The sequence below is a fragment of the Zemynaea arenosa genome (assembly GCF_004614185.1).
Lineage (GTDB): Bacteria > Pseudomonadota > Gammaproteobacteria > Burkholderiales > Burkholderiaceae_D > Telluria > Telluria arenosa.
Genome location: NZ_SPVF01000140.1, coordinates 1 through 24,621, shown reverse-complemented (window position 1 = coordinate 24,621; position 24,621 = coordinate 1). Strand labels below are relative to the sequence as shown.

Here is a 24,621-nt window from a genome sequence, read left to right as displayed (position 1 = left end):
GCCGAGGCGCTGCGGGCGCTGGGCCAGGGCCATGGCGATCACCTCGAACAGCACCTTGGGCGCCACCGGCTTGGTCACGAATTCGTCCATCCCGGCGGCCAGGCAGCGTGCCTGATCCTCGCGGCCCGCGTTGGCGGTCATCGCGATCACCAGCGCGTCCTTCAGGCGCGGGTCGGAACGGATCATGCGGGTGGTCTCGAAGCCGTCCATCACCGGCATCTGCACGTCCATCAGCACGCAGTCAAAGCGCTCCTTGTGCATCAAGTCGATGGCTTCCTTGCCGTTGTTGGCCACGACCACGGTCGCCTGCGCGTCCTCCAGCAGCTCCTGGCCCACCTGCTGGCTGAAGATGTTGTCCTCCACCAGCAGGATCTTGGCGCCCCGGATCTGGTCCATCACGTCCTTCTGCACCGGTTCGGCGGCGGACGGCAGGGAGTTGCGGCCACGCCCCAGCCGCGCGGTGAACCAGAAGGTGCTGCCCTGGCCCGGCTGGCTCTCGACGCCCACGTCGCCGCCCATCAGCTCCGCCAGCTGCTTGCTGATCACCAGGCCGAGGCCCGTGCCGCCGTAGCGCCGCGTGGTCGAGGGGTCGGCCTGGTGGAAAGACTGGAACAGGTCCGCGATTTCGTCCGGGGTCAGGCCGATGCCGCTGTCCTGCACCTCGAAGCGCACCAGCAGGCTGTCCTCGTCGGGCGCGGCATCCCGCACCTCGTCGTGCGCCTGCTCGCGCACCCGCAGCACGATCGGTCCGCGGTCGGAAAACTTGATGGCGTTGCTGACGAAGTTGAGCAGCACCTGTTCGAGCCGCAGCGGGTCGCCGCGCAGCTGAGGGGTGGTGCCCGGGGCCACCTCGAACTCCAGCGCCAGGCCCTTGGCCTCGGCCTGTTCGCCCAGCTGGTGCGCCACGTTCTGCAGCAGCTTGTCCAGGCTGAAGTCGAGCACCTCCAGCTCCATCTTGCCCGCCTCGATCTTCGAGAAGTCGAGGATGTCGTTGATGATGCCCAGCAGGTGCTGGCTCGAATGGAAGATCTTTTCGAGATAGTCGCGCTGCTTGGCGTCCTTCACCGTCTTGAGCGCGAGATGCGACATGCCGATGATGGAGTTCATCGGGGTGCGAATCTCATGGCTCATGTTGGACAGGAAGTTGCTCTTGGCCCGATTGGCCTCGTCGGCCTGCGCCTTCAGGCGGTGCAGCTCCGTCACGTCGGTCGACAGGCCGATGATGGCGCGCACTTCGCCGTCGATAATGACCGGGACCTTGACCGTCCACAGGTAGAGCACGGTGCCGTCCGGGAGCACGAACTCGCCCTCGGTGGTCTGGTGCTGGCCGTTGGTGAAGACCGGCCTGTCCTGCTCCCAGTAGTAGTCGGCCAGATCGCGCGGCAGCACCTCGGTATCGAGCTTGCCCACCACCTCCTCGGACTTCTTGCCCATGGCCGCGGCGGTGCGCGCGTTGATGTACAGGTAGCGCCGGTCGCGGTCCTTCATGTAGACGTGGGCGTCGACGCTGTCCAGCACCGTGTCCAGCAGCAGGCGCTGTTCGATCTCGCCACGGCGCGACTGGTACAGGGTGAAGAAATAAGCATAGACCAGGGTGGTGCCGGCAAAGCCCACCAGCAGTGCCACCAGCGGGAAGTAGAAATCGAAGCCCGAGTACATGTCCACCTTGCGGACCCGGAATTGCGCCTTCCACAGGCTGCCGTTGAAGTCCACCGGCAGCACCGTCTCGAAGTACTCCGAGCTGGGCGCCCGCGCGCGCTGGCGCGGGTCGTCCAGCGAGCCGTCGTCGTTGAACAGCAGGCGGTCGGTCTGTTCGATGGCCAGGCTGCGCTGCTCTGGCGTGGCCGAGGCGTCGGCGTACAGCGTCAGGTGGACCTGGCGGACCGCCATCTCGTCCAGCGTGGACTGGACCAGCGCGGGAATGGCAAAGCCGACGCCCACCGAGCCGATATACGCGGCGCGGCGGGTGCGCACGTCGATCAGCGGCATGCCGCTGCGGTAGATCGGCAGGCGCATGCCCAGGCCGATGTGGGGCACCGGCCGGCTCACCACGATCGGCTGGCCGGAAGCGGACACCTCGCCGGTGTCGCGCGAATGCTCCAGCGCGCGGGCGATGGCGGGATTGGCGGAGATGTCGACGCCGAATTTCTCCTTCAACGGCGCCATCGGCTCTATATATGTCAGTACAGTGTAGCCGGGGCGCTGGCCGGGCGGCTTGATGGTGAAGTCCGGGTAGCCCTGCGGATCCAGGCTGCGGCCCTTGCGCACGGCGGCGATGAAGGCCTCACGCTCCGAGTCGTGCACGGCGATGGCGTAGTTGAGCGTCTCGATGGCCGGGAAATGCTCGTGCACGCCGAGGCCTTCCACATAGCGGTGGAACTGCGCGCGGGTGACCGGTTCGTCGGCCGCCTGGAACAGGGCGACGACCCCGCGCACGACATCGGTGTAGGATCGGATGCGGGCCGACAGGCTGTATTGCGCCGAGCGCGTGACCGCATCGAAGCGCTGCTGGGCGTCGTCCTCCACGGTGCGCGCCGCGCCCATGTAAAGACCGAGGCCCACGGCCAGCGCCAGCGCCACGCCGATCCCCCAGAGCAGAAAGCGCGACAGCCCCTGCCCGGCAGCGCCGCGCAGGCTGGTCAGGCGCAGATTGGCTTGGGTCATCAGAAGCCCTGTCAATACGAAAAAGAGGCACGGACCGCCGCCATGGTAGCACCCATGGCGGCGCAGGCTCGGACGATAGCAGAGTCTGTTAATGCCGTGTGGAATCGCGAATCGTGCGACGTGGAAAAATTTCTGCCATTAAGATCGCGCGTTGGGATTTCCTAGTAGAAAATTGAACCGATTTGAAGCACTGGCCAAGATGCCAACGATCACATTTTTTCCTTGAGCTGCCTGTGCCACAGGTGTATCGTCTTCCGCCTGACCTGGCACTGGCCATTCTCTTCCTCATCATTTTTTTCTCCGAGTACACGAGGCGCCCCTCATGAACAACATGTCTGAATTCGCCGAAGAACTGGACGTCAAGCTGCTGCTGCAAACCTTGATGGCCGTGAAGAAGGGCGACTTCACCGTCCGCATGCCCGACACCTGGACCGGCATGTCCGGCAAGATCGCGGATACGCTCAACGAGATCATCGAGACCAAGGAAAAGCTCAAGAACACGATCACGGAAGTGTCGCGCATCGTGGGCCGCGAAGGCCGCCTGACGCAGCGTGCCTCGGTCCCCAACATGAGCGGCGGCTGGGGCACCATCGTCAGTTCCGTGAACACGCTGATCGACGACCTGGTGCGCCCGACCACCGAGATGGCGCGCGTGATCGGCGCCGTGGCAAAGGGCGACCTGTCCCAGACCATGGCGCTGGAAGTGGACGGCCACCCGCTGAAGGGCCAGTACCTGCGCGCGGCCACCACCGCGAACACCATGGTGGAACAGCTCTCCTCCTTCTCCTCCGAAGTGACGCGCGTGGCGCGCGAGGTGGGTACGGAGGGTAAGCTGGGCGGCCAGGCGCAGGTGAAGGGCGTGGCCGGCACCTGGAAGGACTTGACCGACTCGGTGAACTCGATGGCAGGTAACCTGACGTCGCAGGTGCGGAATATCGCGGAGGTGACCACCGCCGTGGCGAACGGCGACTTGTCGAAGAAGATTACCGTGGACGTGCGCGGCGAGATCCTGCAACTGAAGGACACCATCAACGTGATGGTGGACCAGCTGCGTTCCTTCGCTTCCGAGGTGACCCGGGTGGCGCGTGAGGTGGGTACCGAGGGTAAGCTCGGCGGCCAGGCCTACGTGCCGGGTGTGTCGGGCACGTGGAAGGACTTGACCGACAACGTGAACTTCATGGCGGCAAACCTCACAGGCCAGGTGCGTAACATCGCGGCGGTGACGACCGCGGTGGCAAACGGGGACCTCTCCAAGAAGATCACCGTGGACGTGAAGGGCGAGATTCTCGAACTGAAAAACACGATCAACGTGATGGTGGACCAGCTGTCCTCGTTCGCGTCCGAGGTGACCCGGGTGGCGCGGGAGGTGGGTACCGAAGGCAAGCTCGGTGGCCAGGCGCAGGTGAAAGGTGTCGCGGGCACGTGGAAGGACTTGACCGACTCGGTGAACTCGATGGCGGGTAACCTCACGGGCCAGGTGCGTAACATCGCGGAGGTGACCACCGCGGTGGCGGGCGGTGACCTCTCCAAGAAGATCACGGTGGACGTCAAGGGCGAGATCCTGGAACTGAAGAACACCATCAACGTGATGGTGGACCAGCTGAACTCCTTCGCCTCCGAAGTGACCCGCGTGGCACGGGAGGTGGGTACCGAAGGCAAGCTGGGCGGCCAGGCGAACGTGCAGGGCGTGGCGGGTACCTGGAAAGACTTGACCGACGGCGTGAACTCGATGGCGGGCAACCTCACGGCGCAGGTGCGTAACATCGCGGACGTGACCACCGCGGTGGCGAACGGTGACCTCTCCAAGAAAATCACCGTGGACGTCAAGGGCGAGATTCTCGAACTGAAAAACACGATTAACGTGATGGTGGACCAGCTGTCCTCCTTCGCATCCGAAGTGACCCGTGTGGCGCGTGAGGTGGGTACGGAAGGCAAGCTCGGTGGCCAGGCCTACGTGCCGGGCGTCGGCGGTACCTGGAAGGACCTGACCGACAACGTGAACTTCATGGCGTCCAACCTCACGGGCCAGGTGCGTAACATCGCGGCGGTGACGACCGCGGTGGCGCGCGGTGACCTCTCCAAGAAGATCACCGTGGACGTGAAGGGCGAGATCCTGGAACTGAAAGACACCATCAACGTGATGGTGGACCAGCTGTCCTCCTTCGCGTCGGAGGTGACCCGGGTGGCGCGTGAAGTGGGTACCGAAGGTAAGCTGGGCGGCCAGGCCAACGTGTCCGGCGTGGCCGGCACCTGGAAGGACTTGACCGAGAACGTGAACCAGCTGGCGGCGAACCTGACCAACCAGATGCGCGCGATCGGCGAGGTGGCAACGGCCGTGACGCGCGGTGACCTCTCCCGCTCCATCCAGGTGGAAGCGCGCGGCGAGGTGTCCTACCTGAAGGACAACATCAACGAGATGATCCGTAACCTGAAGGAGACCACGCAGAAGAATGCGCAGCAGGACTGGCTGAAGACCAACCTGGCACGCTTCACCCGACTCCTGCAAGGCCAGCGCGACCTGCAGGCGGTGACGAAGCTGATCCTGTCCGAGCTGGCGCCGCTGGTGTCCGCGCACCACGGCGTGTTCTACATGATGGACTCGCAGGAGTCCGACGCCCGCCTGCGCATGATCGCCTCCTACGGCTACCGCTCCTCGCGCAAGCTGCCGACCTCCTTCCTGCCGGGCGAAGGCCTGGTGGGCCAGTGCGCGCTGGAGAAGACCCGCATCTGGCTGACCGACGTGCCGCGCGACTACATCGTGGTGTCCTCGGGCCTGGGCGCGGCGCCGCCCAACAACATCGTGGTGCTGCCGATCCTGTTCGAGCAGCAGGTCAAGGCGGTGATCGAGATCGCGTCGCTGGACCGCTTTACCGAGACCCACCTGTCGTTCCTGGACCAGCTGATGGAATCGATCGGCGTGGTGCTGAACACCATCGAGGCGAACTCCCGGACCGAGTCGCTGCTGACCCAGTCCCAGTCGCTGGCGCAGGAGCTGCAGCAGACCAACCAGGAGCTGGCGGAGAAAGCGCGCCTGCTCTCGGAACAGAACATCGAGGTGGAACGCAAGAACCGCGAGGTGGAACAGGCCAAGCTGGCACTGGAAGAGAAAGCCACCCAGCTGGCCCTGTCCTCCAAGTACAAGTCCGAGTTCCTGGCCAACATGTCGCACGAGCTGCGTACGCCTTTGAATTCGCTGCTGATCCTCGCGCAGCAGCTGGGCGACAACCCGGAGGGCAACCTGTCGGCGCGCCAGGTGGAATTCGCGAAGACCATCCACGGCTCCGGCTCCGACCTGCTGACCCTCATTAACGACATCCTGGACCTGTCGAAGATCGAATCCGGTACCGTGACGCTGGACGTCTCCGAGTACCGCTTCGCTACCCTGCGCAACTACGTGGAGCGGACCTTCCGCCACATGGCCGAGCAGAAGCACCTCGGCTTCTCGGTGGAGCTGACGGAGAACCTGCCGGGGTCCGTCATGACCGACACCACGCGCCTGCAGCAGGTGCTGAAAAACTTGCTGTCCAACGCCTTCAAGTTCACCAGCCATGGCCACGTGGCGCTGGAAATCAGCGTCGTGACCGGCGGCTGGAGCCCGGACCACCCGAACCTCGGCCACGCCGATGCGGTGCTGGCGTTCTCGGTGCGCGACACCGGTGTCGGTATCGCGGCGGACAAGCTGCAGCTGATCTTCGAGGCGTTCCAGCAGGCCGACGGCTCCACCGCACGTAAGTACGGCGGCACGGGCCTGGGCCTGTCGATTTCGCGCGAGCTGGCCCGCCTGCTGGGCGGCGAGATCCGCGTGGAGTCGATCGTCAACGTCGGTTCCACCTTCACCCTGTACCTGCCGTACAACCGCGCGGGCTTCATCAACTACGACATGAGCCGCCAGGCGGTCGCCGCGCGCCCTGCCGCGCAGCTGCCGCCGCCAGCCCAGGTGGTGTATGCCGCCCCCACCTCCGACATCGAAGTGCTGCCGGCCGAAGTGGTCGTCGACGAGATCGCCCAGCCGCTGTATGAAACGGGCGGACTTCTGGACGACCGCGGCCTGGTGGCGCCGGGTGACCCGTCGGTCCTGATCATCGAAGACGACGACCGCTTCGCCAAGGTGGTGCTGGACTATGCGCGCGAGAAGAACTTCAAGGGCATCGTCACCCAAATGGGCGACTCGGCCCTGTCGCTGGCGCGCGACTACCTGCCGTCCGCGATCCTGCTCGATCTGGACCTGCCGGACATCGACGGCTTCACGGTGCTGGACCGCCTGAAGCGCGACCCGAGCACCCGCCACATTCCGGTGCACGTGATGTCGTCCATGCGCGAGCGCGAGAAGGCCCTGCGTTCGGGCGCGATCTCCTACCTCAACAAGCCGGTGACCAAGGAAGCGCTGCATGAGGAATTCAGCCGCATCCAGAAGTTCCTCCTGGGCGGCAAACGCAGTCTGCTGGTGGTGGACGACGAGGAAGCGCAGCGTGACTCCATCGTCAACCTGATCGGCGCGCGCGACATCCGCATCGTGGCGGTCGAAAACGGCGAGAAGGCGCTGGAGGCCCTGCGCACCCAGCCCTTCGACTGCATGGTGCTGGACCTGACGCTGCCGGACATCAGCGGCTTCGAGCTGCTCGACGTGATCGGCAAGGACGAGAACCTGCGCGACCTGCCGATCGTGATCTACACCGCCAAGGAGCTGAAGCGCAACGAGGTCACCAAGCTGAAGAAGTACGCCAAGACCATCGTCATCAAGGATGCGCGTTCGCCCGAGCGCCTGCTGGATGAAACGGCGCTGTTCCTGCACCGTTCCCACGCCAGCCTGCCGGAGGCGCAGCGCAAGATGCTGGAAGAGATCCATGCGCAGGACGGCGGCTTGGCGGGCCGCAAGGTCCTGATCGTGGACGACGACCTGCGCAACATCTTCGCGCTCTCTACCCTGCTGGAGCGCCAGCAGATGCAGGTCCTGTTCGCCGAGAACGGGCGCGATGGCATCGAGGTGCTGGAGAAGGACCCGAGCATCGAGATCGTCCTGATGGACATCATGATGCCGGAGATGGACGGCTACGACACGATGCGCGCGATCCGGCGCATTCCGAAGTTCCGCTCCCTGCCGATCATCACCCTGACCGCGAAGGCGATGAAGGGTGACCGCGACAAGTGTATCGCGGCCGGTGCGTCCGACTACATCACCAAGCCGGTGGATGTGGCCCAGCTGCTGTCCCTGATGCGGGTGTGGCTGCATTGACGTACATGCCGCACATCGAGTCCTCCGGTGACGAACCGGCCGGGCTCCTGACCGAAGAGCTGGAACTGGAACTCCTGCTGGAGGCCTTGCGCCAGCGCTTCGGCTACGACTATCGCGCCTACGACCGCATGACGGTGCGCCGCAAGGTGCACGCGGTGCAGCAGGAGCGCGGCCTGGCCACCGTGTCGCTGCTGCAGAACGCAGTGCTGCACGAGGCGGGCGTGGCGGACCAGCTGCTGCGCGCCCTGGCGGTGCAGCCGATGCTGCTGTTCGACGACCCTGAGCAGGCGCGCCTGACGCGCATCGCGCTGGCCTGCCTGCATGCCTCGCCGGTGCCGCGGGTGTGGATGCCCGATTGCGCGGGCGCGGAGGCCGCGTGGTCGCTGGCGATCCTGCTGGCCGAGGAGCAGCTGCACGCGCGCACCGAGATCTTCGCCACGGTCGCTACCGAGGAGCTGCTGCGCGAGGCGCTGGAGGCCTCGATTCCGCTGGAGCGCATGGCGGAGTACCAGGAGAACTATCTCAAGAGTGGCGGGCGGTCCAACCTGGCGGGCTACTTCGACATCAAGGGCAAACGCGCCACGCTGGTAGAGACGCTACGCGCGCGCATCACCTGGTCGCAGTACAACATCGTGACGGATGCCTCGCCCAACGAGTTCCAGATGATCATCGCGCGGCGCATGCTGCCGGACCTGGGGCCGGTGCTGCGGCAGCGCGTCCTGCGGCTGTTCCACGAATCGCTCTGCCTGTTCGGCGTGATCAACCTCGACCGCCCTTTCGACGGCACCGACCCGCTGGCGTCGCAGTACCAGCAGCTGATCCCGTCGGTGCCCTGGTACAAGCGGATCCAATGAGCCAAGGCGCAGGCGCGTGCCGACCATGGGCACGCCGCTGTGCCCACGCCCGAGTACTCGCTGCCCGCACGGGGCCGTTCCGTTATCACGCACCAGACCTCGACAATTTGACGCTTCTCCGCAACGCATTGCATGTCGAATCGCTGCGCATGATGCATCTCAAGATTCGCTCATTTAGCGTGCCTAGAATCGCCACATTCCTGGTCTTAGGAGGGGAAGATGGCAGACATTCCAGATCCCGTCATGGCGGCGTGCGAGCAGCACTGGCCCGCGCACAAATATGACTGCAGCGGGTTCGTCAAAGCGGTCGCCACTGACCTGTCTATTGAGTTGTTTGGTCAGGCGAACCAGATTATTGACTACCTCGACCACAGCGCCCGATGGCAGAACCTGGGCGCGGATCCTGCAACCGCGACGACACGCGCAAACAGCGGCGAGTTCGTCATCGCAGGATTGAAAGCGACTGGACATGGACACCTGGCAGTCGTCGTCAAATCCAATTCTGGCCGATACCCGATTGGCTATTGGGGCCAATTTGGCGGCATCGGAAAACGCAAAACATCCCTCAACTTCAGCTGGCGGCGCTCAGACTGGCCTAAAGTTCAGTTCTACGCAGCGAAACTATGAAAAGTCGCTCAGTAGCGGTACTGGTCCTGATAGCGTTCGCGACGACGCTTGCCTTCGCGAACGCGGCTGAAAATTGCGGCGTGCAGATTCTGAAGCCCTACGGGTCGTCAGTTCAGGCGGGCGACATCACCGCGGATCTCGGCCCTGCGGACGATTCAAAGCAAGCGTCCGCCTGGCTCGGCCCGATCACGGTCGGGGCATGCTCATTTGACCTGGATATCATTGAAGAACCGCTGGCCATCACCTCGCGTGGTCAATTGATCGTGTCAACTTACTCGGGCAGCCAACGAACCGTATCCCTTCTCAACCTCGCAACATGCGAGACGACGTGGCAGAGCGCGACGTTCGAAGGAAGATTTGAAATCCGGTCCGGCATCCTGCACTTGGGCACAAGCCGATACGCGCTGGATGAGCGCTGCCGCCCTATCAAGCGCATGAGCACACCATCAATCTTGCGCTGAGCGCTCTGGCCGCCGCTGAACATCTTCATCACGGACGCAATCCGGGATGAATAACCTCTCGCACTCGAAAAGCGGCAGGTGCTCCGCGACCTTTGCGTCAGTAGGCTTTCTGCGCCGAGGCCCGGGCGGCGATGCGGTCGCGCCAGGCCTGCAGGTGAGTGAGGCCTTCTTCGCCCGGACGGTACTTCAGCAAACCGCGCGCGAATTCGAGGCCGCAGAAGGCAGTGATGTCGGCGATGGTGAAGCGCTCGCCCGCAACGTATGGCTGCGTGGCCAGCACGCCGTCCAGCCACTTCGCGGTCTCGCGCAGCTTCTCGCCCTGCGACACGCCGTAGTCCTTGAACTGCGGCTGCTCCAGCACCGCCAGCGCCGGATGCGTATGGCGGATGCAGTTCGCGATCTGCAGGAACAGCAGCAGCTCCACGCGCCGGTCCGCCTCCTCGATGAAGGCCCGCTCCTCGAAGGTCTCGCCCATCAGGTTGGACCCCGGATGCAGTCCTTCGAGATACGTGCAGATCGCCCGCGTCTCGCTCAGTACCCGCCCATCGTCCAGCTCCAGCGCCGGCACCCGCGCCGCCGGGTTCTTCGCCCGGTACCAATCAGCGCGATGCTCGCCCGCCATGATGTTGACCTGGACCTCTTCCAACCCTTCGATCCCCTTCTCGGCCATGAACATCACCACGCGCCGCGGATTCGGCGCCTTCGCCGTCGTATAGAGCTTCATGCTGTCCCCTTGTGTATGAAGGCCACGATGATAGCCGATGCCTGCGTCGCCACTACAACATGCATACGTTTGACACTTTACGCGCTTTGGCTATAGATTCGCCGGGTTCGAGCCGGGCCGCCGCGGCCGTGGCTGACGTCATTACACAAGGATCCAGCATGCATCGCACCATGATCTCGGCCGCCGTCCTGGCACTGGTGGCCCTGTCGTCCGCACCCACGTTCGCCGCGCCAGCCCACAGCGCCGCCACCGCGCAAGCCACCACCCAGCTGCCGCGCAGCGCCACGCCGACCCACTACGATGTCTCGCTGACGCCGGACGCCGCCAAGAGCACCTTCAGCGGCAAGGTCACGATCACGCTGAACGTCACCCAGGCCACCAGCACGCTCACGCTCAACCAGCTGGACATGAGCTTCGGCAGCGTCACCCTCACCCCGGTCAATGGCAAGGGCGAAGCGCTGCCCGGCAAGGCCAAGGTGGACAACGAGGCCCAGACCGCGACCTTCGACTTCGGCCGCCCCATCGCCCCCGGTGCCTACAAGCTCGCCATGGACTACACGGGCCTGATCGGCACCCAGGCCGTGGGCCTGTTCTCCATCGACTACGACACCCCGGCCGGCAAGAAGCGCGCGCTGTACACCCAGTTCGAAAACTCGGACGCGCGCCGCATGATCCCATCGTGGGATGAGCCGAACTACAAAGCCACCTTCACGCTGGACGTGACCGTCCCGGCCAGCCAGATGGCCATCTCCAACATGCCGGCCACAAAGACCACCACGCTGCCGGACGGCCGCCAGCACGTGCAGTTCGGCCGCTCGCCGAAGATGTCCACCTACCTGCTGTTCTTTGGCCTCGGTGAGTTCGACCGCGCCACCGCGAAGGTGGGCAGTACGGAGCTGGGCGTGGTGACCAAGAAAGGCAGCGCCCCGCAAGCGCAGTTCGTGCTGGACGCCTCCAAGGACATCCTCAAGGAATACAACGACTACTTCGGCGTGAAGTACCCGCTGCCCAAGCTGGACAACGTGGCCGCACCGGGCCGCAGCCAGTTCTTCGGCGCGATGGAAAACTGGGGTGCGATCTTCACCTTCGAATACGCGTTGCTGCTGGACCCGGCCATCTCCACCCAGTCGGACAAGGAAGCCTCGTTCTCGATCGCCGCGCACGAGATGGCGCACCAGTGGTTCGGTGACCTGGTCACCATGCAGTGGTGGGACGACCTGTGGCTGAACGAAGGCTTCGCCTCGTGGATGGAAAGCCGCATGTCGGCCAAGCTGCACCCCGAGTGGAAGACCTACCTGAGCGCCGTCGGCGTGCGCGATGCCGCCATGTTCCGCGACTCCGTCGCCACCACCCACCCGGTGGTGCAGCACGTCCAGACCGTGGAGCAGGCCAGCCAGGCCTTCGACGACATCACCTACCAGAAGGGCGAGTCGGTCATCCGCATGCTGGAGAACTACGTCGGCGAGGATGCGTGGCGCAACGGCGTGCGCAGCTACATGAAGCAGTACGCCTACTCGAACACCGTCTCGGACAACCTGTGGCAACACATCGAGAAGGCCGCAAAAAAACCGATCACGCAGATCGCGCACGACTTCACCCTGCAGCCGGGCGTGCCGATGCTGCGCGTGACCGACATCGCCTGCAAGGGCGGCGCCTCGCAAGTCACGCTGGAACAGGCTGAATTCAGCCGCGACCAACCGACCCGGAAAGCGCTGGCCTGGCACGTGCCGGTGGTCGCGCAGACCCTCGGCGCGAAGGCTGCGGGCCGCACGGTCGTCAACGGCAAGGCCACGTTCAGCGTGCCGGGTTGCGGCACCGTGGTCGTGAACAGTGGCCAGGCGGGCTATTACCGCACGCTGTACGCGCCGGCGGCCTTCAAGCAGGTCGCCACCGACTTCGCCAAGCTGCAGCCGATCGACCAGCTGGGCGTGCTGGCCGACAGCTGGGCGCTCGGCGTGGCGGGTTACCAGAGCGCGTCCGATGTGCTGGACGTGGCCAGCAACGTACCGCTGTCCGCCGAGCCGCAGGTGTGGGAGCGCGTGGCCGGTGTGTTCCGCAGCATCCACGGCTACTACGGCGCCGATGCGGCGCGCCAGAAGGTATTCGACGCATATGCCATCGAACGCCTGGCACCGGTGCTGGCGCAGATCGGCTGGACCGCACGCGCGGGCGAGGCCGACACCATCGCCAATCTGCGTTCTTCGCTGATCTATGTGCTGAGCGAGATGAACGACAGCGCTGTGATCGCGGAAGCGCGCCGCCGCTATGCCGCACAGGGAACCGACCCGTCCGCGGTGCCGGGCCCGCTGCGCAAGACCATCCTGTCCGTGGTGGCGACCAACGCCGATGCCGCGACCTGGGACCAGCTGCATGCCGCCGCGATGGCCGAGAAGTCGCCGCTCATCAAGGACAACTACTACGGCATGCTGGCCGCTGCCAAGGACCCGGCGCTGGCCAAGCGCGCGCTGGAACTGGCGCTGACCGACGAACCGGGCGTGACCAACAGCGCGTCGATGATCGGCGTGGTGGCGGGTCGCCATCCGGACATGGCATATGACTTCGCGATCGCCAACATGGGCAAGGTGAACGAACGCGTGGACTCGACCTCGCGCAGCCGCTACTACCCGCGCCTGGCCAGCGGCTCGACCGACCCGGCGATGGTGACCAAGCTGACCTCGTATGCGCAGGCCAACCTGGCGCCGACCTCGCGCCGCGATGCGGATACCGCGGTGGCGGACATCCAGTACCGCATCAAGGTGCGCAATGAGCGCCTGCCTGCGATCGATGCCTGGCTGGCGGCGCACAAGTAATCGGCAGTGACATAATCGTGGGATGAAGCGTTGCTCGGCGACGCGGCATCCCGCGATTTTCTTTTGCGCTGGCTGTTGACGAGATCAGCCTGCGCTACCTTCTGGTGGCAAGCAGCGCCCGCACGCCCGGCTAGCTGGCTTCCTTGCGCATCCAGCGCTCCAGCACCTCGACACTGCCCGGCGGCACGTGCAGCCCCAGTTTCGTGCGCCGCCACAGGATATCCTCGGCCGTCTGCGCAAACTCCTGCGTCATCAGGTAGTACACCTCCGCCGCATACAAGTCCGGCACGATCTCCGGCCCCATGTCGGACAACCCACGCACATGCTCCAGCACCTTCGCCATGCGGGTGCCGTACGAACGCGCATAGCGCAGCAACTGCCCCTGCGACAGCCACGGATAGCGCAACTGCCGCCCGCGCATCCAGGTCTCGAATTCCAGCACGCTGCGCTTCGAAGGCTGCGCGCCAAACAGGTCGCCGCCCGGCAGCACCGCATGCTCTGTCCACGCCGGAGCCTCATGCCCCAGCGCGGGCGCGATCCAGTCCACCGCCTGCTCCGCGAGCTTGCGGAAGGTGGTGATCTTCCCGCCCCAGACGGTCAGCATGGGGGCTCCGTTGGTGTCGTGGTCCAGGCGGAAGTCGCGCGTAGCAGCGGACGCCGAACGTGAAGCGTCTTCCAGGATCGGGCGCACGCCCGCGAAACTCCACACCACGCTGGCCGGCGTCACCGGCTGCGCAAAGTAGCGGCTCGCCAGCTCGCACAGGTAGCCCACTTCGTCCGCGCCGATGGCCGCGTCGCCCGGGTTCCCCGTGAAGTCCACATCCGTCGTGCCGATCAGAGTGAAGTCCCGCTCATACGGCAGCGCGAACACGATGCGCCCGTCCGGGTGCTGGAAGATGTAGGCGTAGGGATGATCGAACAGCTTGGGCACCACGATGTGGCTGCCCTTGATCAGCCGCAGCGCATGCGGCACGTCGGACGGGGTACCCACCGCCATGCGCTGGAAGGTTTCCGCCCACGGCCCGGACGCATTCACCAGGCAGCGCGCCGAGACGTCGATGCGCCGCCCGTGCAGGTCGGCCAGCCGCGCCTCCCAGCGCTGTGGTCCGCGCTGCACATGGCCGCACATGGTGCGCGTCAGGATGGTCGCCCCGCGCTCGCGCGCATCGACGGCGTTGAGCACGACGAGGCGCGCATCGTCCACCCAGCCATCGGAATACTCGAAGCCGCGCCGGAACGCCGGCTGCAACGGCGCGCCCGCCGGATGCCGGTCCAGACGCACCCCGCGCGAGCCAGGCAGGAAGTCGCGCTTGGCCAGATGGTCATACAGGAATAGCCCCGCGCGGATCATCCATGCCGGCCGTTGCCCTGCGTCGTGCGGCATTACGAAGCGCAGCGGCCACATGATGTGCGGCGCCGACTGCAGCAGCACCTCGCGCTCGCGCAGCGCCTTGCGCACCAGCCTAAACTCCTTGTGCTCCAGGTAGCGCAGGCCGCCGTGAATCAGCTTGCTCGATGCGGACGAGGTGTGCGCACCCAGGTCGTCCTTCTCGCACAGGACGACCTTCAGCCCCCGCCCTGCCGCGTCGCGCGCGATGCCGGTGCCGTTGACGCCTCCGCCCACCACCAGCACATCGCATTCGATCCGGTCCAGCATCTGCTCCAGCATTCGATTCACCCAAGTCCCTGCGCCGAGCGTGGCGCGCCAGGCAAAGCCGAGATGCTATCGTGAGCGCTGGCGTGTTGTCCAGCTTGCAACAGCTTACAATGTCGCATGATGTCCACCTCCCCCTGCCGCACATGAAGCCCGACGTCCGCGCCTGGGTGCGCATGCCTTCCGGCCGCCGCCTCGACCTGCTCGACCCCACGCCCTTCGACTGGGATGACGAAGACCTGGCCCTCGGCCTGGCCCGCACCTTCCGCTGGGGCGGACATTCGGCCTGGCCGCATCCGCTGTCAGTGGCGCAGCATTCCATCAGCGTGCTCTATCTGCGCCGCGCCATGTCCACCGCCCCCCTTGATCCCCTGGTCGAACTGCGCGAGCTGCTGCACGATGCGGAGGAAGGCCTGCTTGGCTTTGACGCCATCTCCGTCATCAAGCCTTTTCTCGGCGACGGCTTTCGCCAGCTCACCGCGCGGCTGGAGAACGCGGTGTTCCTGCGCTACGGCCTGCCGCGCTGGACCCGCACCGAGCACGCCCTGCACAAGCGCGCCGACCGCCTGGCCGCCGCCAGCGAAGCGGTGCACGTGGCCGGGTGGTCCGCGCAGGAAGTACGCCGCACGCTGAAGATCGCGATCGAACCGGTCGACGAGGACCCGCTGCACGCGCACTATGGCGGCACCCCGTGGGAACCCTGGCCCGCCAAGCTCGCGTGCGAACGCTTCCTGGAGCAGCTTGCGGCACTGCGGCAAAGCGCCGGGTGACGTGCGCGGAAGGTCTGGTCAACGCTAAGTCGCGGATTTGATTGATGTTTTCAAAGTATCCACAACAACTGTGGATAACGATGTGAACAACCGCCACTTGACAAGCCAAACAGCCCGAAACGACGGGCTTTTCGACAAATTGCCCGTTCTGAAGGCAAAAATTTAGATCAACAAAATCAAGGACTTAAAGTGGTATTAGTCCTTAGTCCTGCATGGCGATGCGGAAAATTCCTACAAACCCTCGCTGCGGGGGATAAGTACCTCGCCTTCCAGCTACTTCCAGGCGCTGCGGGCCCGGTCGCGCACCAGCATGCGCACGCTTTCGGGCATCGGCTTCTGCTTGTCCTTGGGCGTGTCCGCGTTGAACCAGACCGTCTCCTCGAAGTGCTTGAGCATGGCCGGTGTGATGAAGCGGGTGCGCTGCGCGTACACGTGCCGGTCCCCCATCTGCGCCTGCTGCTTGATGAAGAACTTGTTCGGCACCACGATGTGCAAGTGCTCCTTGGCCCGCGTCATAGCCACATACAGCAGGCGGCGCTCCTCCTCGATGTCCGCCTGGTTCCCGGTCGCCATGTCGGACGGGATGCAGCCATCCACCGCATTGAGCACATGCACCGACTTCCACTCCTGCCCCTTGGACGAATGGATGGTCGAGAGGATCAGGTAGTCCTCATCCAGCAGTGGCGGTCCGGCGCGGTCGCTGGTCGCTTCCGGCGGGTCGAGCGTGATCTCGGCGAGGAAGGTCTCGCGCGAACCGTAGCCACCCGCGAGCTGGGACAGCTGCTCGACGTCCGCCACGCGCACGGTGGCATCGTCGTACATGCGCTCCAGGTGCGGCAGGTACCACGCGCGCACCAGGTCGATGTCCGCGGGCCAGCGCAGGCCGGGCGCGCGCAATGAGCGGTACAGGTCCACGAAGGCCTGCCACTCGCCGCCCGCCTTGGCCGGCGCGTCGAAGGCTTCCACCGCTTCCACCGGCGCGGACGAGGTGCCCATCGCATCGAGCAACCGCGTGGCCGTGGCCGGGCCGATGCCCGGAATGAGCTGCAGCACGCGGAAGCCCGCCATGCGGCCAGACGGGTTCTGGGCGAAGCGCAGCACCGCCAGCACGTCCTTGATGTGCGCCGCCTCCAGGAACTTGAGGCCACCGAACTTCACGAACGGGATATTGCGCCGCATGAGTTCCAGCTCCAGTGCCGCCGAATGGCTGGCGGCGCGGAACAGGACCGCCTGGTCGATCAGCGCCACGCCCGCCTCGCGGTGTTCGAGCACGCGGTTGCACACCCAGCGCGCCTGCTCGGCTTCATCGGGGATCAGCGCCAGTTGCGGCTTGGTCGTCGAGATCTTGTCGGTCCACAGCGTCTTGGCATGCCGCTCCAGCGCCGCTTCGATGACAGCGTTGGACGCATCGAGGATCGGCTGCGTCGAGCGGTAGTTGCGGTCCAGGGTCACCACTTGCGCGGGCAGCCCGAACTCCTTGGGAAAGTCGAGGATGTTGCGCACGGTGGCGCCGCGGAAGGAATAGATCGACTGCGCGTCGTCGCCGACCACCATCACGCCGTCGCCATTCGGCTTCATGCCGCGCAGGATGGCGGCTTGCAGGCGGTTGGTGTCCTGGTACTCGTCCACCAGGATATGGTCGAACAGGCCGCCCACTTCGCGGCCCAGCTCTTCGTCCGCGACCATCTCGGCCCAGAACAGCAGCAGGTCGTCGTAATCGAGCACGTTCTGCTCCTGCTTCGCATCGACGTAGGCGCCGAACAGCTTCTTCAACTGCTCTTCCCACTCGCAGCACCACGGGAAGGACGACTTCAGCACATCCTCCAGCGGCTCGCGGCTGTTCACCACGCGCGAATAGATGGACAGGCAGGTGCCCTTCAGCGGAAAGCGCTTCTGCGTTTGCGTGAGGCCGATCTCGTGCCGCACGAGGCCCATCAGGTCCTCGGAATCGGCGCGGTCGTGGATGGTGAAGGATTCGTCGAGCCCGATGCGGCCCGCATACTCGCGCAGCAGGCGCGCGCCGATGGCGTGGAAGGTGCCCGCCCACGGCAGCGACGTCGGCGCGGCGCTGGGCGAGAGCTTCATCACTTTCTGCAGCACCGAGCCGGCGCGGTGCGTCATTTCCTGCGCCGCGCGGCGCGAGAAGGTGAGCAGCAGCAGGCGCTGGGGATCGGCTCCGCTGGCGATCAGGCGCGCCACGCGGTGGGCCAGCGTGTTGGTCTTGCCGGAACCCGCGCCCGCGATCACCAGCAGCGGACGCGAGACCGCAGCGCCGATGTCATGCTCGACGGCGGCGCGCTGGTTCTCATTGAGGCCCGCAAACGGGTCGGTGGCGGCGGGAGCGGCGGGAAGGTCGAGCACTTCGGACATGGCGGGAAACTGAAGAGACAAGAAAGGTTGAAAACAGCTGGCACAACTGTACATTTATCCAGTATGATTGTGCAAGTCGCGTTGAAGTTCGTACCGGAACATTCCTACAAACTGTGACAACATCGTGGCAGCCCAGCGCGCTAAGTGGCTGTCCTGTAAGGTCTTTTCCCGATATCCACAGCGAGTGTGAATAACTTTGTGGAAAAGGTGCCCTTGACAGGCCAGAAGCGAGTGCCGATGCGGGTTTCAACAAAATGCCCATTCCTGAGGCATCGCCTGCGCCCCTTTAAAATCAAGCACTTGAAGAGTCAATACCCGAGCTCGCCAAAAATTTTTGCGCGCTTTCGAATTTGCACATTTTGTGCATAACCGAAGGGTATACGTGGCTTGGGAACGATATAAAAATGACATCGGCGCCAACGAACGCCGTGCTGAGCCCGCGTCGTGGCGTATAGTCGTGCCGCCCGCACTCCTACAATGCTGTAGGACTGCTGTAGGATTGCACTGACGGCATACCGCACAGAAGCGCTCGCCCCTGCTGAGCGGAAACGAACACGCCTTCGCCTTCCCTCCCACCTACAATGGACGCCTCGTTCCACCGTCGAGGCGACCATGACCGAACCTGCCAAACCACCCCTGAATCCCGGGGACGAAGCCGAACCGGGCACCGTCGGCAGCGGCGAAGACATCTGCCCACAGTGCGGCGGCACCGGCAAGCTGGCCAGCGGCCAGTCCTGCCCTGAGTGTGGCGGCACCGGCCGCATCGTCGAAGGCATAGGCGGCGGCTGAGCCACCGCTCGGCGCGGACGGCGCCGGGTGCGGGACCCCGGCCTGCGCCAAATCCGGCATACTTGCGCCCTTTGCCTAGATTAGCGGAGTTGCCATGCCCGAGCTCATCGCGGAACACGCCTGTCACGGCGGCGTCCAGCGCTTTTACCAGCACGCTTCCACAGCCATCGGCCTGCCGATGAAGTTCTCGGTGTTCGTCCCGCCGCAGGCCGGCGCGTCATCGGGCACCAGTGCGCGCCTGCCCGCCCTGTTCTATCTGGCAGGCCTGACCTGCACTGAAGAGACTTTCCCCATCAAGGCCGGCGCCCAGCGCCGGGCGGCGGAACTCGGCCTGGTGCTGATTGCGCCGGACACCAGCCCGCGCGGCGCCGGCGTGCCCGGCGAAGCGGACACCTGGGACTTCGGCGTGGGCGCGGGCTTCTACGTGGACGCCACCGAAGAGCCATGGACGCACCACTACCGCATGTACAGCTACATCCTCGAACTGCGCGCGGCCGTGCAGGACTTTCTGCCCGTCGATCCGCAGCGCGTCGGCATCTTTGGCCATTCGATGGGCGGCCACGGCGCTCTGATACTGGCCCTGCGCAACCGCGGCCAGTTCCGCTCCGTCTCCGCCTTCGCACCGATCGCCGCGCCGAGCCGCTGCCCCTGGGGCCGGAAGGCCTTCGGCGGCTTTCTAGGCGCCGACCCGTCGCGCTGGGCGCAATACGACGCCACCCTGCTCATGGCAGCGCTGCAGACGCCCTTCCCCGGCGGCATCCTGATCGACCAGGGCCTGAGCGACAAATTCCTGGCCGAGCAGCTCTACCCCGAAGCCTTCGAAGAGGCCTGCCGGCAGGCCAGCCAGCCGCTGACTCTGCGCCGCCACGAAGGCTACGATCACGGGTATTACTTCATCCAGAGCTTCATCGAAGATCACCTTCGCTTCCACGCTGCGCAGCTGCAGGCCTGAGAGAGTTGCCGCGCGCAACCGTGCCGCGCGGGTCAAGACGCCAGTCCTATAATCAGGCCGGATCTGACCCCGGAATGGCACGCTATGGAGTTCACTCATTTCAAGGACCGCGAAGATGCCGGAGCCCAGCTGGCGCGCCAGCTGGCCCAGTACGCGGACAATCCCAACGTCGTCGTCCTGGCCCTGCCGCGTGGCGGCGTGCCGGTCGCCTTCAAGATCGCCTGTGCGCTGCATGCGCCGCTGGACGTCCTGCTGGTCCGCAAGCTCGGCCTGCCCGGGCATGAGGAGTACGCGATGGGCGCCATCGGCAGCGGCGGCGTGCGCGTGCTGCAGCGGGAGGTGGTGCAGAAAATGCACATCACGCCCCAGCAGGTGCAGGAGGTGATCGACCGCGAGGCCGCCGAACTTACCCGGCGCGAACAGCTATTCCGCGACGGCCGCAAGGCGCGCAACCTGCACGGCAAGATCGTGATCCTGGTCGACGATGGCCTGGCCACTGGCTCCACCATGCGCGTGGCGGTGGAAGTCGTGCGGGCGCAGAAGCCCGCGCAGCTGATCGTCGCCGTACCCGTGAGCGCCATCGAATCGCGCGACATGATCGCGGCCGAGGTGGACGAAATGGTCTGCCTGTCCGCCCCGCCGCTGTTCCGCGCGGTGAGCGAGTGGTACGCCCACTTCAACCAGACCAGCGACGAGGAAGTGCAGGCGCTGCTGGCCAAGGCCCGCCACCTGGACCCGGCGGAAGAGGAACGGGAAGCCGAACTGGCGACCCAATTTATCCGGTAGCCGCAGCGCCGGGAGGTTGTTTGCATCATGCCCAGCATTCGCGATCTCTCGCTGGCCGACCGGATCCGCCACCACGCCCGCCGCCTCGACGGCTCCCACAAAGACTATGACGACCTGCTGGACATAATCGGCAACGCGCGCTTCGTGCTGCTCGGGGAGGCCACGCACGGCACCCAGGAGTTCTATCACGAGCGGGCGCTGATCACGCAGCGCCTCATCCTGGAAAAAGGCTTCACCGGCGTGGCCGTGGAAGCCGACTGGCCGGACGCCTGGCGCGTCAACCGCTACGTGCGCGGCGAGTCCGACGACGCCAGCGCCGAGCAGGCGCTGGAGGGCTTCAAGCGCTTTCCCACCTGGATGTGGCGGAACACCGAAGTGGTGGACTTCGTCGAATGGCTGCGCGGGTACAACGACGCGCATGCCGAGACGGTGGGCTTCTATGGGCTGGACCTGTACAGCATGTTCGGCTCGATCAGCGAAGTGCTGCGCTTCCTGGACCAGACCGATCCCGAGGCCGCGCGCCAGGCGCGGGCGCGCTACAGCTGCTTTGACCACTACGGGGAAGACACCCAGCACTATGGCTACGCAACCGGGATTGGCATGTCCGACTCCTGCGAGCGCGCCGTGCTGCAGCAGCTGCGCGACCTGCAGACGCGCGCCACCGAATACGCACAGACAGCGGGCCACGATGCCTTCTTCGCCGCACAGCAGAATGCGCGGCTGGTGCTCAACGCGGAGGAGTACTACCGCACCATGTTCCGCGGACGCGTCTCGTCGTGGAACCTGCGCGACCGGCACATGGCCGAGACCCTGGAGGCACTGGACGAGCACCTGGGCGCGCAGGCGGGCAAGCCGCCCAAGCTGGTGGTGTGGGAGCACAACTCGCACATCGGCGACGCGCGGGCGACGGAAGTCGGGCGGCTCGGCGAATGGAATGTGGGCCAGCTCGCGCGCGAGCACTGGGGCAAGGACGATGTGCGCCTGATCGGCTTCTCGACCTATCACGGCTATGTCACCGCCGCATCCGCGTGGGACGAACCGCCGCAGCGCAAGCGGGTGAACCCGGGCCTGCCGCACAGCTACGAAGACATCTTCCATCAGGTGGGGCTGGACCGCTTTTCGGTGAACCTGCGGGAGCGCAACCAGGCCACCGAAGCGCTGCACGAGGGGCGCCTGCAACGGGCGATCGGCGTGGTCTACCTACCGCGCACCGAGCGGCAGAGCCACTACTTCCACGCGCGGCTCACCGACCAATTCGACGCGATGATTCACATCGACGAAACCGAGGCCGTGGAACCGCTGGAGTCCCCGGCGGACCAGCGCGGCGAGGCGCCCGAGACGTTTCCGTCCGGGCTGTAGTGAACTCTCGTGGGCGGTCAGCGGATGAAGACCAGGGGCGCGAGCAGGCGTGCCAGCGTGCGGATGAATTGCGCCTGCGGCGACTTGGTCGATTGCGTCGGTTGAGTCGATTGAGTCGAACAGCGGACGGCGCCGCACGGGACGGCTGGAGCTGGGCGAAGCGTCATGATTCCCTCCTATTGAGCGACAACTGAAATTAACGCTCAGCGGCCAGGGCTGAGCGTGAATACATTGTCTACTCAGGAGGGAAATCGTTCAAACGAGAAATACGCGGGCCTAAGGATTAGAAAAACTTAAGCCTAGCGTGGCGAGCGCGTCTTCCAGGTCAGCGATGTCGGCGGCGACGTCGGCGTCCGGCTCCAGGATTTTCTCGGCCGTGGCGAGGCGCTGGGCGTTGGGGCCATCCACTTCCACCAGCAGGATCGCATCGCCTTCATCATCCACCAGGCGCACCGACGCGCGCGCGGACGCGGGTTCAATTCCCGCCTCCTCGCAGGCGCCATTCACATCGGACAGCAGCTGCAGCACGAACAGCTCGGACAATGCTTGCGCCTTGGCGCCGTAGAACAGGTCCTGGTACAGGAAGTTCAGCTCCAGGCCCGCGCCCTCGGGTGCCAGCAGGCGTGCAACCTGCGGCGCGATCGACTGCGTCCACGCGCGGTAGCTGGCCATGCGCTGTTCGAAGTAGACGTCGGCCAGGGCTTCGTCTTTCGGCACGGCGTAGAACGGATCGTCGGCGCGCTTGAGCGCAAAGCCGAGCAGGAAGCGCAGCTCCACCGCGGCGTCGCCCGCTTCGAAGCCCGCCGGTGCCCAGCCGCTCATGCTGCGTTCGAGCAGCGGCACGGGGCGCAGCTTCTTGTCGGTCATCGCGGCACCGGCCTCGCGCACGATCTCGTGCAGGCGGCTGTAGGTGATGCGGTCGAATTCGGCCAGGTCGTACCAGTGCTGGACCAGCACCACCTTCGCTTTCGGGCTTTCCAGGCCGGCCTTGGTCAGGCTGTCGAGCACCTGCGCATAGGCGGCCTGGTCCTGGAACGCCTGGCCGGCTGTCAGGCCGCCGGTGCTGCGCACGAAGACGGGGATCGCAAAGGCGTTGATCTCCATGTCCGGCGCGCCCTCGCGGCGCAGCAGCACGGTGGCGCTGTGTTCTTCGATGGTTTCGCGCAGCAGGCCGAAGGTGCGGTCGGCCATGCCGCGCGCCAGTTCGAGGGCGTCGTAGAGCACGTCGTCATGGCGGTCCAGCAGGCGGCGGCGCACGGCGCGGGCCAGCTCCTCCTGCGTGGCCTTGCGGCGCGCGGTGGCCAGCGCGAGGTCGGCGAGTTCCTGCGCGTCGGCTTCGTGGTCGGTGGGCGCGTCCTGCCTGGGCGCGCTGACGGGTGGGTGGTGTTTGTGCTTGGCCATGCCGTCATTGTAATGGCAGCGGCCCCGCACTGCGGGGTGGTGACGCTTTGGGACGCTGTGGGATGCTCGGGGACGACCTAGAGCGAGCGTTCGACGACGATCTCCGCCGACAGGGTGCGCACGATGGGGCGGCCGGCCTCGGACTCCAGCACCACTTGCACGGCCGTGCTGCCGAACAGGGCGAAGGCATAGTCGTCGATGCGCGCGCGCAGGCACTGGCTCGATGCTGGCGCGCCTGTGCCGCACGGCTGCTGGGTGTCGAGCTGGAAGCCGGCGTGGCGCAGCAGGGTGGCCGCGCGGTCCAGCCGGGTGCCGGGCGGAATCTGCGCCTCCACGACATCGCTAATGATATTGCGGTCGCCGCCGGGGCCATTCAGCATGCGCGCATCCCGGCGGTGGCGGAATTCCTGGTCGATCGCGTGGCGCAGCGCGGCACCCTGCTCATCCTGTGCAGTGCGCGTGCCGCAGGCCATTCGCGTCAGCCGCCAGCGGCCGCCTTTTTCAAAGCAGCGCTCGGCCACCCGCTCATGTGCGATGGCGGCCAGCACCAGCAGCACGCCGCCCAGCGCGGCCAGCAGACGAATCCCGGATCGGGAGGGCACGATACTTCTCCTTGCAGGCAAACTCAGTTGGGGAAGTTGCTATGCAAGATGCATGCCGCAGGTGACAATGTGTGAGATTTATGAGCGGAATCAAGCAGTTAGCTGAGGGACCTCAAGACGCGTCGTGCGCGCCTGTAAGAAAGCCCGACGCACGAAGAACGTACAGCATGCCGTCGACGGGAACGCCGCGCTCCTGGCGCAGGGTGGCCGAATGGGCGGCCAGCAGCTCGAAACCAGGAAGGCTGTCGATGTAGGCCGGTGCATGGGCGTAGCGGCCGGATGGCTGCAGGAGATAGCCTGTGCCCGCCACGCTGCCTTCGGCGCGCTCCACCGAAAACGCGAACAGGCCGCCGGGGCGCAGCGCGCTGCCGGCGGCGGCGAACAGCGGCTGCAGGTCGCCAAGATAGACCAGCACGTCGGCCGCCACAATCACGTCGTACGCCGCGCGCGCGGGCGCAGCGCGCAGGAATTCGGTGAGCTCCGCGCACGCCAGCACGTCATACAGCCCGCGCGCCTGCGCCCGCTCCAGCATCGCGGCCGACAAGTCCACGCCCACGAGACGCCG

General features: G+C 65.6%; 18 protein-coding genes. 10 read left to right on the top strand and 8 right to left on the bottom strand.

Going from position 1 to position 24,621, the window contains the following annotated elements; translation table 11 throughout:
- Window positions 1-2,664: CHASE domain-containing hybrid sensor histidine kinase/response regulator family protein (locus E4L96_RS11085; protein WP_135207279.1), on the bottom strand; the 2,664-nt coding region annotated here is incomplete at its 3' end.
- A gap of 322 nt (window positions 2,665-2,986) precedes the next feature.
- On the opposite strand from E4L96_RS11085, the gene E4L96_RS11080 reads away from it, so the two are divergent.
- The 4 genes from E4L96_RS11080 to E4L96_RS11065 all read left to right on the top strand — a co-directional run bounded on the left by E4L96_RS11080 (window position 2,987) and on the right by E4L96_RS11065 (window position 9,839).
- Window positions 2,987-7,897 carry a HAMP domain-containing protein gene (locus E4L96_RS11080; RefSeq protein WP_135207278.1) on the top strand — a complete coding sequence of 1,637 codons (4,911 nt, stop codon included), beginning with the start codon at window positions 2,987-2,989 and terminating at the stop codon, window positions 7,895-7,897.
- Window positions 7,885-8,751, top strand: a complete 867-nt coding sequence (locus E4L96_RS11075; protein WP_229414397.1) for a CheR family methyltransferase — start codon at window positions 7,885-7,887, stop codon at window positions 8,749-8,751. Before E4L96_RS11080 ends, E4L96_RS11075 begins: the two co-directional genes overlap by 13 nt.
- A 219-nt stretch (window positions 8,752-8,970) precedes the next feature.
- A complete protein-coding gene (locus tag E4L96_RS11070) occupies window positions 8,971-9,378 on the top strand; it encodes a hypothetical protein (RefSeq protein ID WP_135207277.1) in 408 nt (135 codons plus the stop codon).
- Entirely contained in the window at window positions 9,375-9,839 is a 465-nt protein-coding gene (locus E4L96_RS11065; protein ID WP_135207276.1) for a hypothetical protein, read from the top strand. Before E4L96_RS11070 ends, E4L96_RS11065 begins: the two co-directional genes overlap by 4 nt.
- A gap of 97 nt (window positions 9,840-9,936) precedes the next feature.
- Here E4L96_RS11065 and E4L96_RS11060 read toward each other — a convergent pair whose 3' ends face one another.
- Window positions 9,937-10,563 carry a glutathione S-transferase family protein gene (locus tag E4L96_RS11060; RefSeq protein ID WP_135207275.1) on the bottom strand — a complete coding sequence of 209 codons (627 nt, stop codon included), beginning with the start codon at window positions 10,561-10,563 and terminating at the stop codon, window positions 9,937-9,939.
- A gap of 158 nt (window positions 10,564-10,721) precedes the next feature.
- Here E4L96_RS11060 and E4L96_RS11055 point away from each other — a divergent pair, with 158 nt between their 5' ends.
- A complete protein-coding gene (locus E4L96_RS11055) occupies window positions 10,722-13,373 on the top strand; it encodes a M1 family metallopeptidase (RefSeq protein WP_135207274.1) in 2,652 nt (883 codons plus the stop codon).
- Between the two features lie 130 nt (window positions 13,374-13,503).
- On the opposite strand, the gene glpD is transcribed toward E4L96_RS11055, so the two are convergent.
- On the bottom strand, window positions 13,504-15,042 hold the full coding sequence (gene glpD, locus E4L96_RS11050) for a glycerol-3-phosphate dehydrogenase (protein ID WP_229414398.1): 1,539 nt from the start codon (window positions 15,040-15,042) through the stop codon (window positions 13,504-13,506).
- 131 nt (window positions 15,043-15,173) lie between these two features.
- Here glpD and E4L96_RS11045 point away from each other — a divergent pair, with 131 nt between their 5' ends.
- Window positions 15,174-15,797 (top strand): phosphohydrolase, encoded by a 624-nt coding sequence (locus tag E4L96_RS11045; RefSeq protein WP_229414396.1) that lies wholly within the window; start codon window positions 15,174-15,176, stop codon window positions 15,795-15,797.
- A gap of 273 nt (window positions 15,798-16,070) precedes the next feature.
- Here E4L96_RS11045 and E4L96_RS11040 read toward each other — a convergent pair whose 3' ends face one another.
- Window positions 16,071-18,167, bottom strand: coding sequence for an ATP-dependent helicase (locus E4L96_RS11040; protein WP_135207273.1), 2,097 nt, complete (start codon window positions 18,165-18,167; stop codon window positions 16,071-16,073).
- A 612-nt stretch (window positions 18,168-18,779) separates the two neighbouring features.
- Here E4L96_RS11040 and E4L96_RS23670 point away from each other — a divergent pair.
- From E4L96_RS23670 to E4L96_RS23965, 4 genes are all read left to right on the top strand, one after another.
- Window positions 18,780-18,956: a hypothetical protein gene (locus E4L96_RS23670; protein ID WP_167758662.1), complete on the top strand. Its 177-nt coding sequence runs from the start codon at window positions 18,780-18,782 to the stop codon at window positions 18,954-18,956.
- Window positions 18,957-19,050: 94 nt separating this feature from the next.
- Entirely contained in the window at window positions 19,051-19,908 is an 858-nt protein-coding gene (gene fghA, locus E4L96_RS11035) for an S-formylglutathione hydrolase (RefSeq protein ID WP_135207272.1), read from the top strand.
- Window positions 19,909-19,992: 84 nt separating this feature from the next.
- On the top strand, window positions 19,993-20,694 hold the full coding sequence (locus E4L96_RS23970) for a phosphoribosyltransferase (RefSeq protein WP_135207271.1): 702 nt from the start codon (window positions 19,993-19,995) through the stop codon (window positions 20,692-20,694).
- Window positions 20,695-20,721: 27 nt separating this feature from the next.
- Complete coding sequence (locus E4L96_RS23965; RefSeq protein WP_135207270.1) at window positions 20,722-22,053, top strand: erythromycin esterase family protein; 1,332 nt, start codon at window positions 20,722-20,724, stop codon at window positions 22,051-22,053.
- 17 nt (window positions 22,054-22,070) lie between these two features.
- Here E4L96_RS23965 and E4L96_RS23660 read toward each other — a convergent pair whose 3' ends face one another.
- From E4L96_RS23660 to E4L96_RS11010, 4 genes are all read right to left on the bottom strand, one after another.
- Window positions 22,071-22,220, bottom strand: a complete 150-nt coding sequence (locus E4L96_RS23660) for a hypothetical protein (protein WP_167758661.1) — start codon at window positions 22,218-22,220, stop codon at window positions 22,071-22,073.
- A 109-nt stretch (window positions 22,221-22,329) separates the two neighbouring features.
- Window positions 22,330-23,454: a DUF2863 family protein gene (locus E4L96_RS11020; protein ID WP_135207269.1), complete on the bottom strand. Its 1,125-nt coding sequence runs from the start codon at window positions 23,452-23,454 to the stop codon at window positions 22,330-22,332.
- A 77-nt stretch (window positions 23,455-23,531) separates the two neighbouring features.
- Window positions 23,532-24,056: a hypothetical protein gene (locus E4L96_RS11015; RefSeq protein ID WP_135207268.1), complete on the bottom strand. Its 525-nt coding sequence runs from the start codon at window positions 24,054-24,056 to the stop codon at window positions 23,532-23,534.
- A 112-nt stretch (window positions 24,057-24,168) separates the two neighbouring features.
- Window positions 24,169-24,621, bottom strand: a 453-nt coding sequence (locus tag E4L96_RS11010; protein WP_135207267.1) for a class I SAM-dependent DNA methyltransferase, incomplete at its 5' end; no start/stop codon positions are given.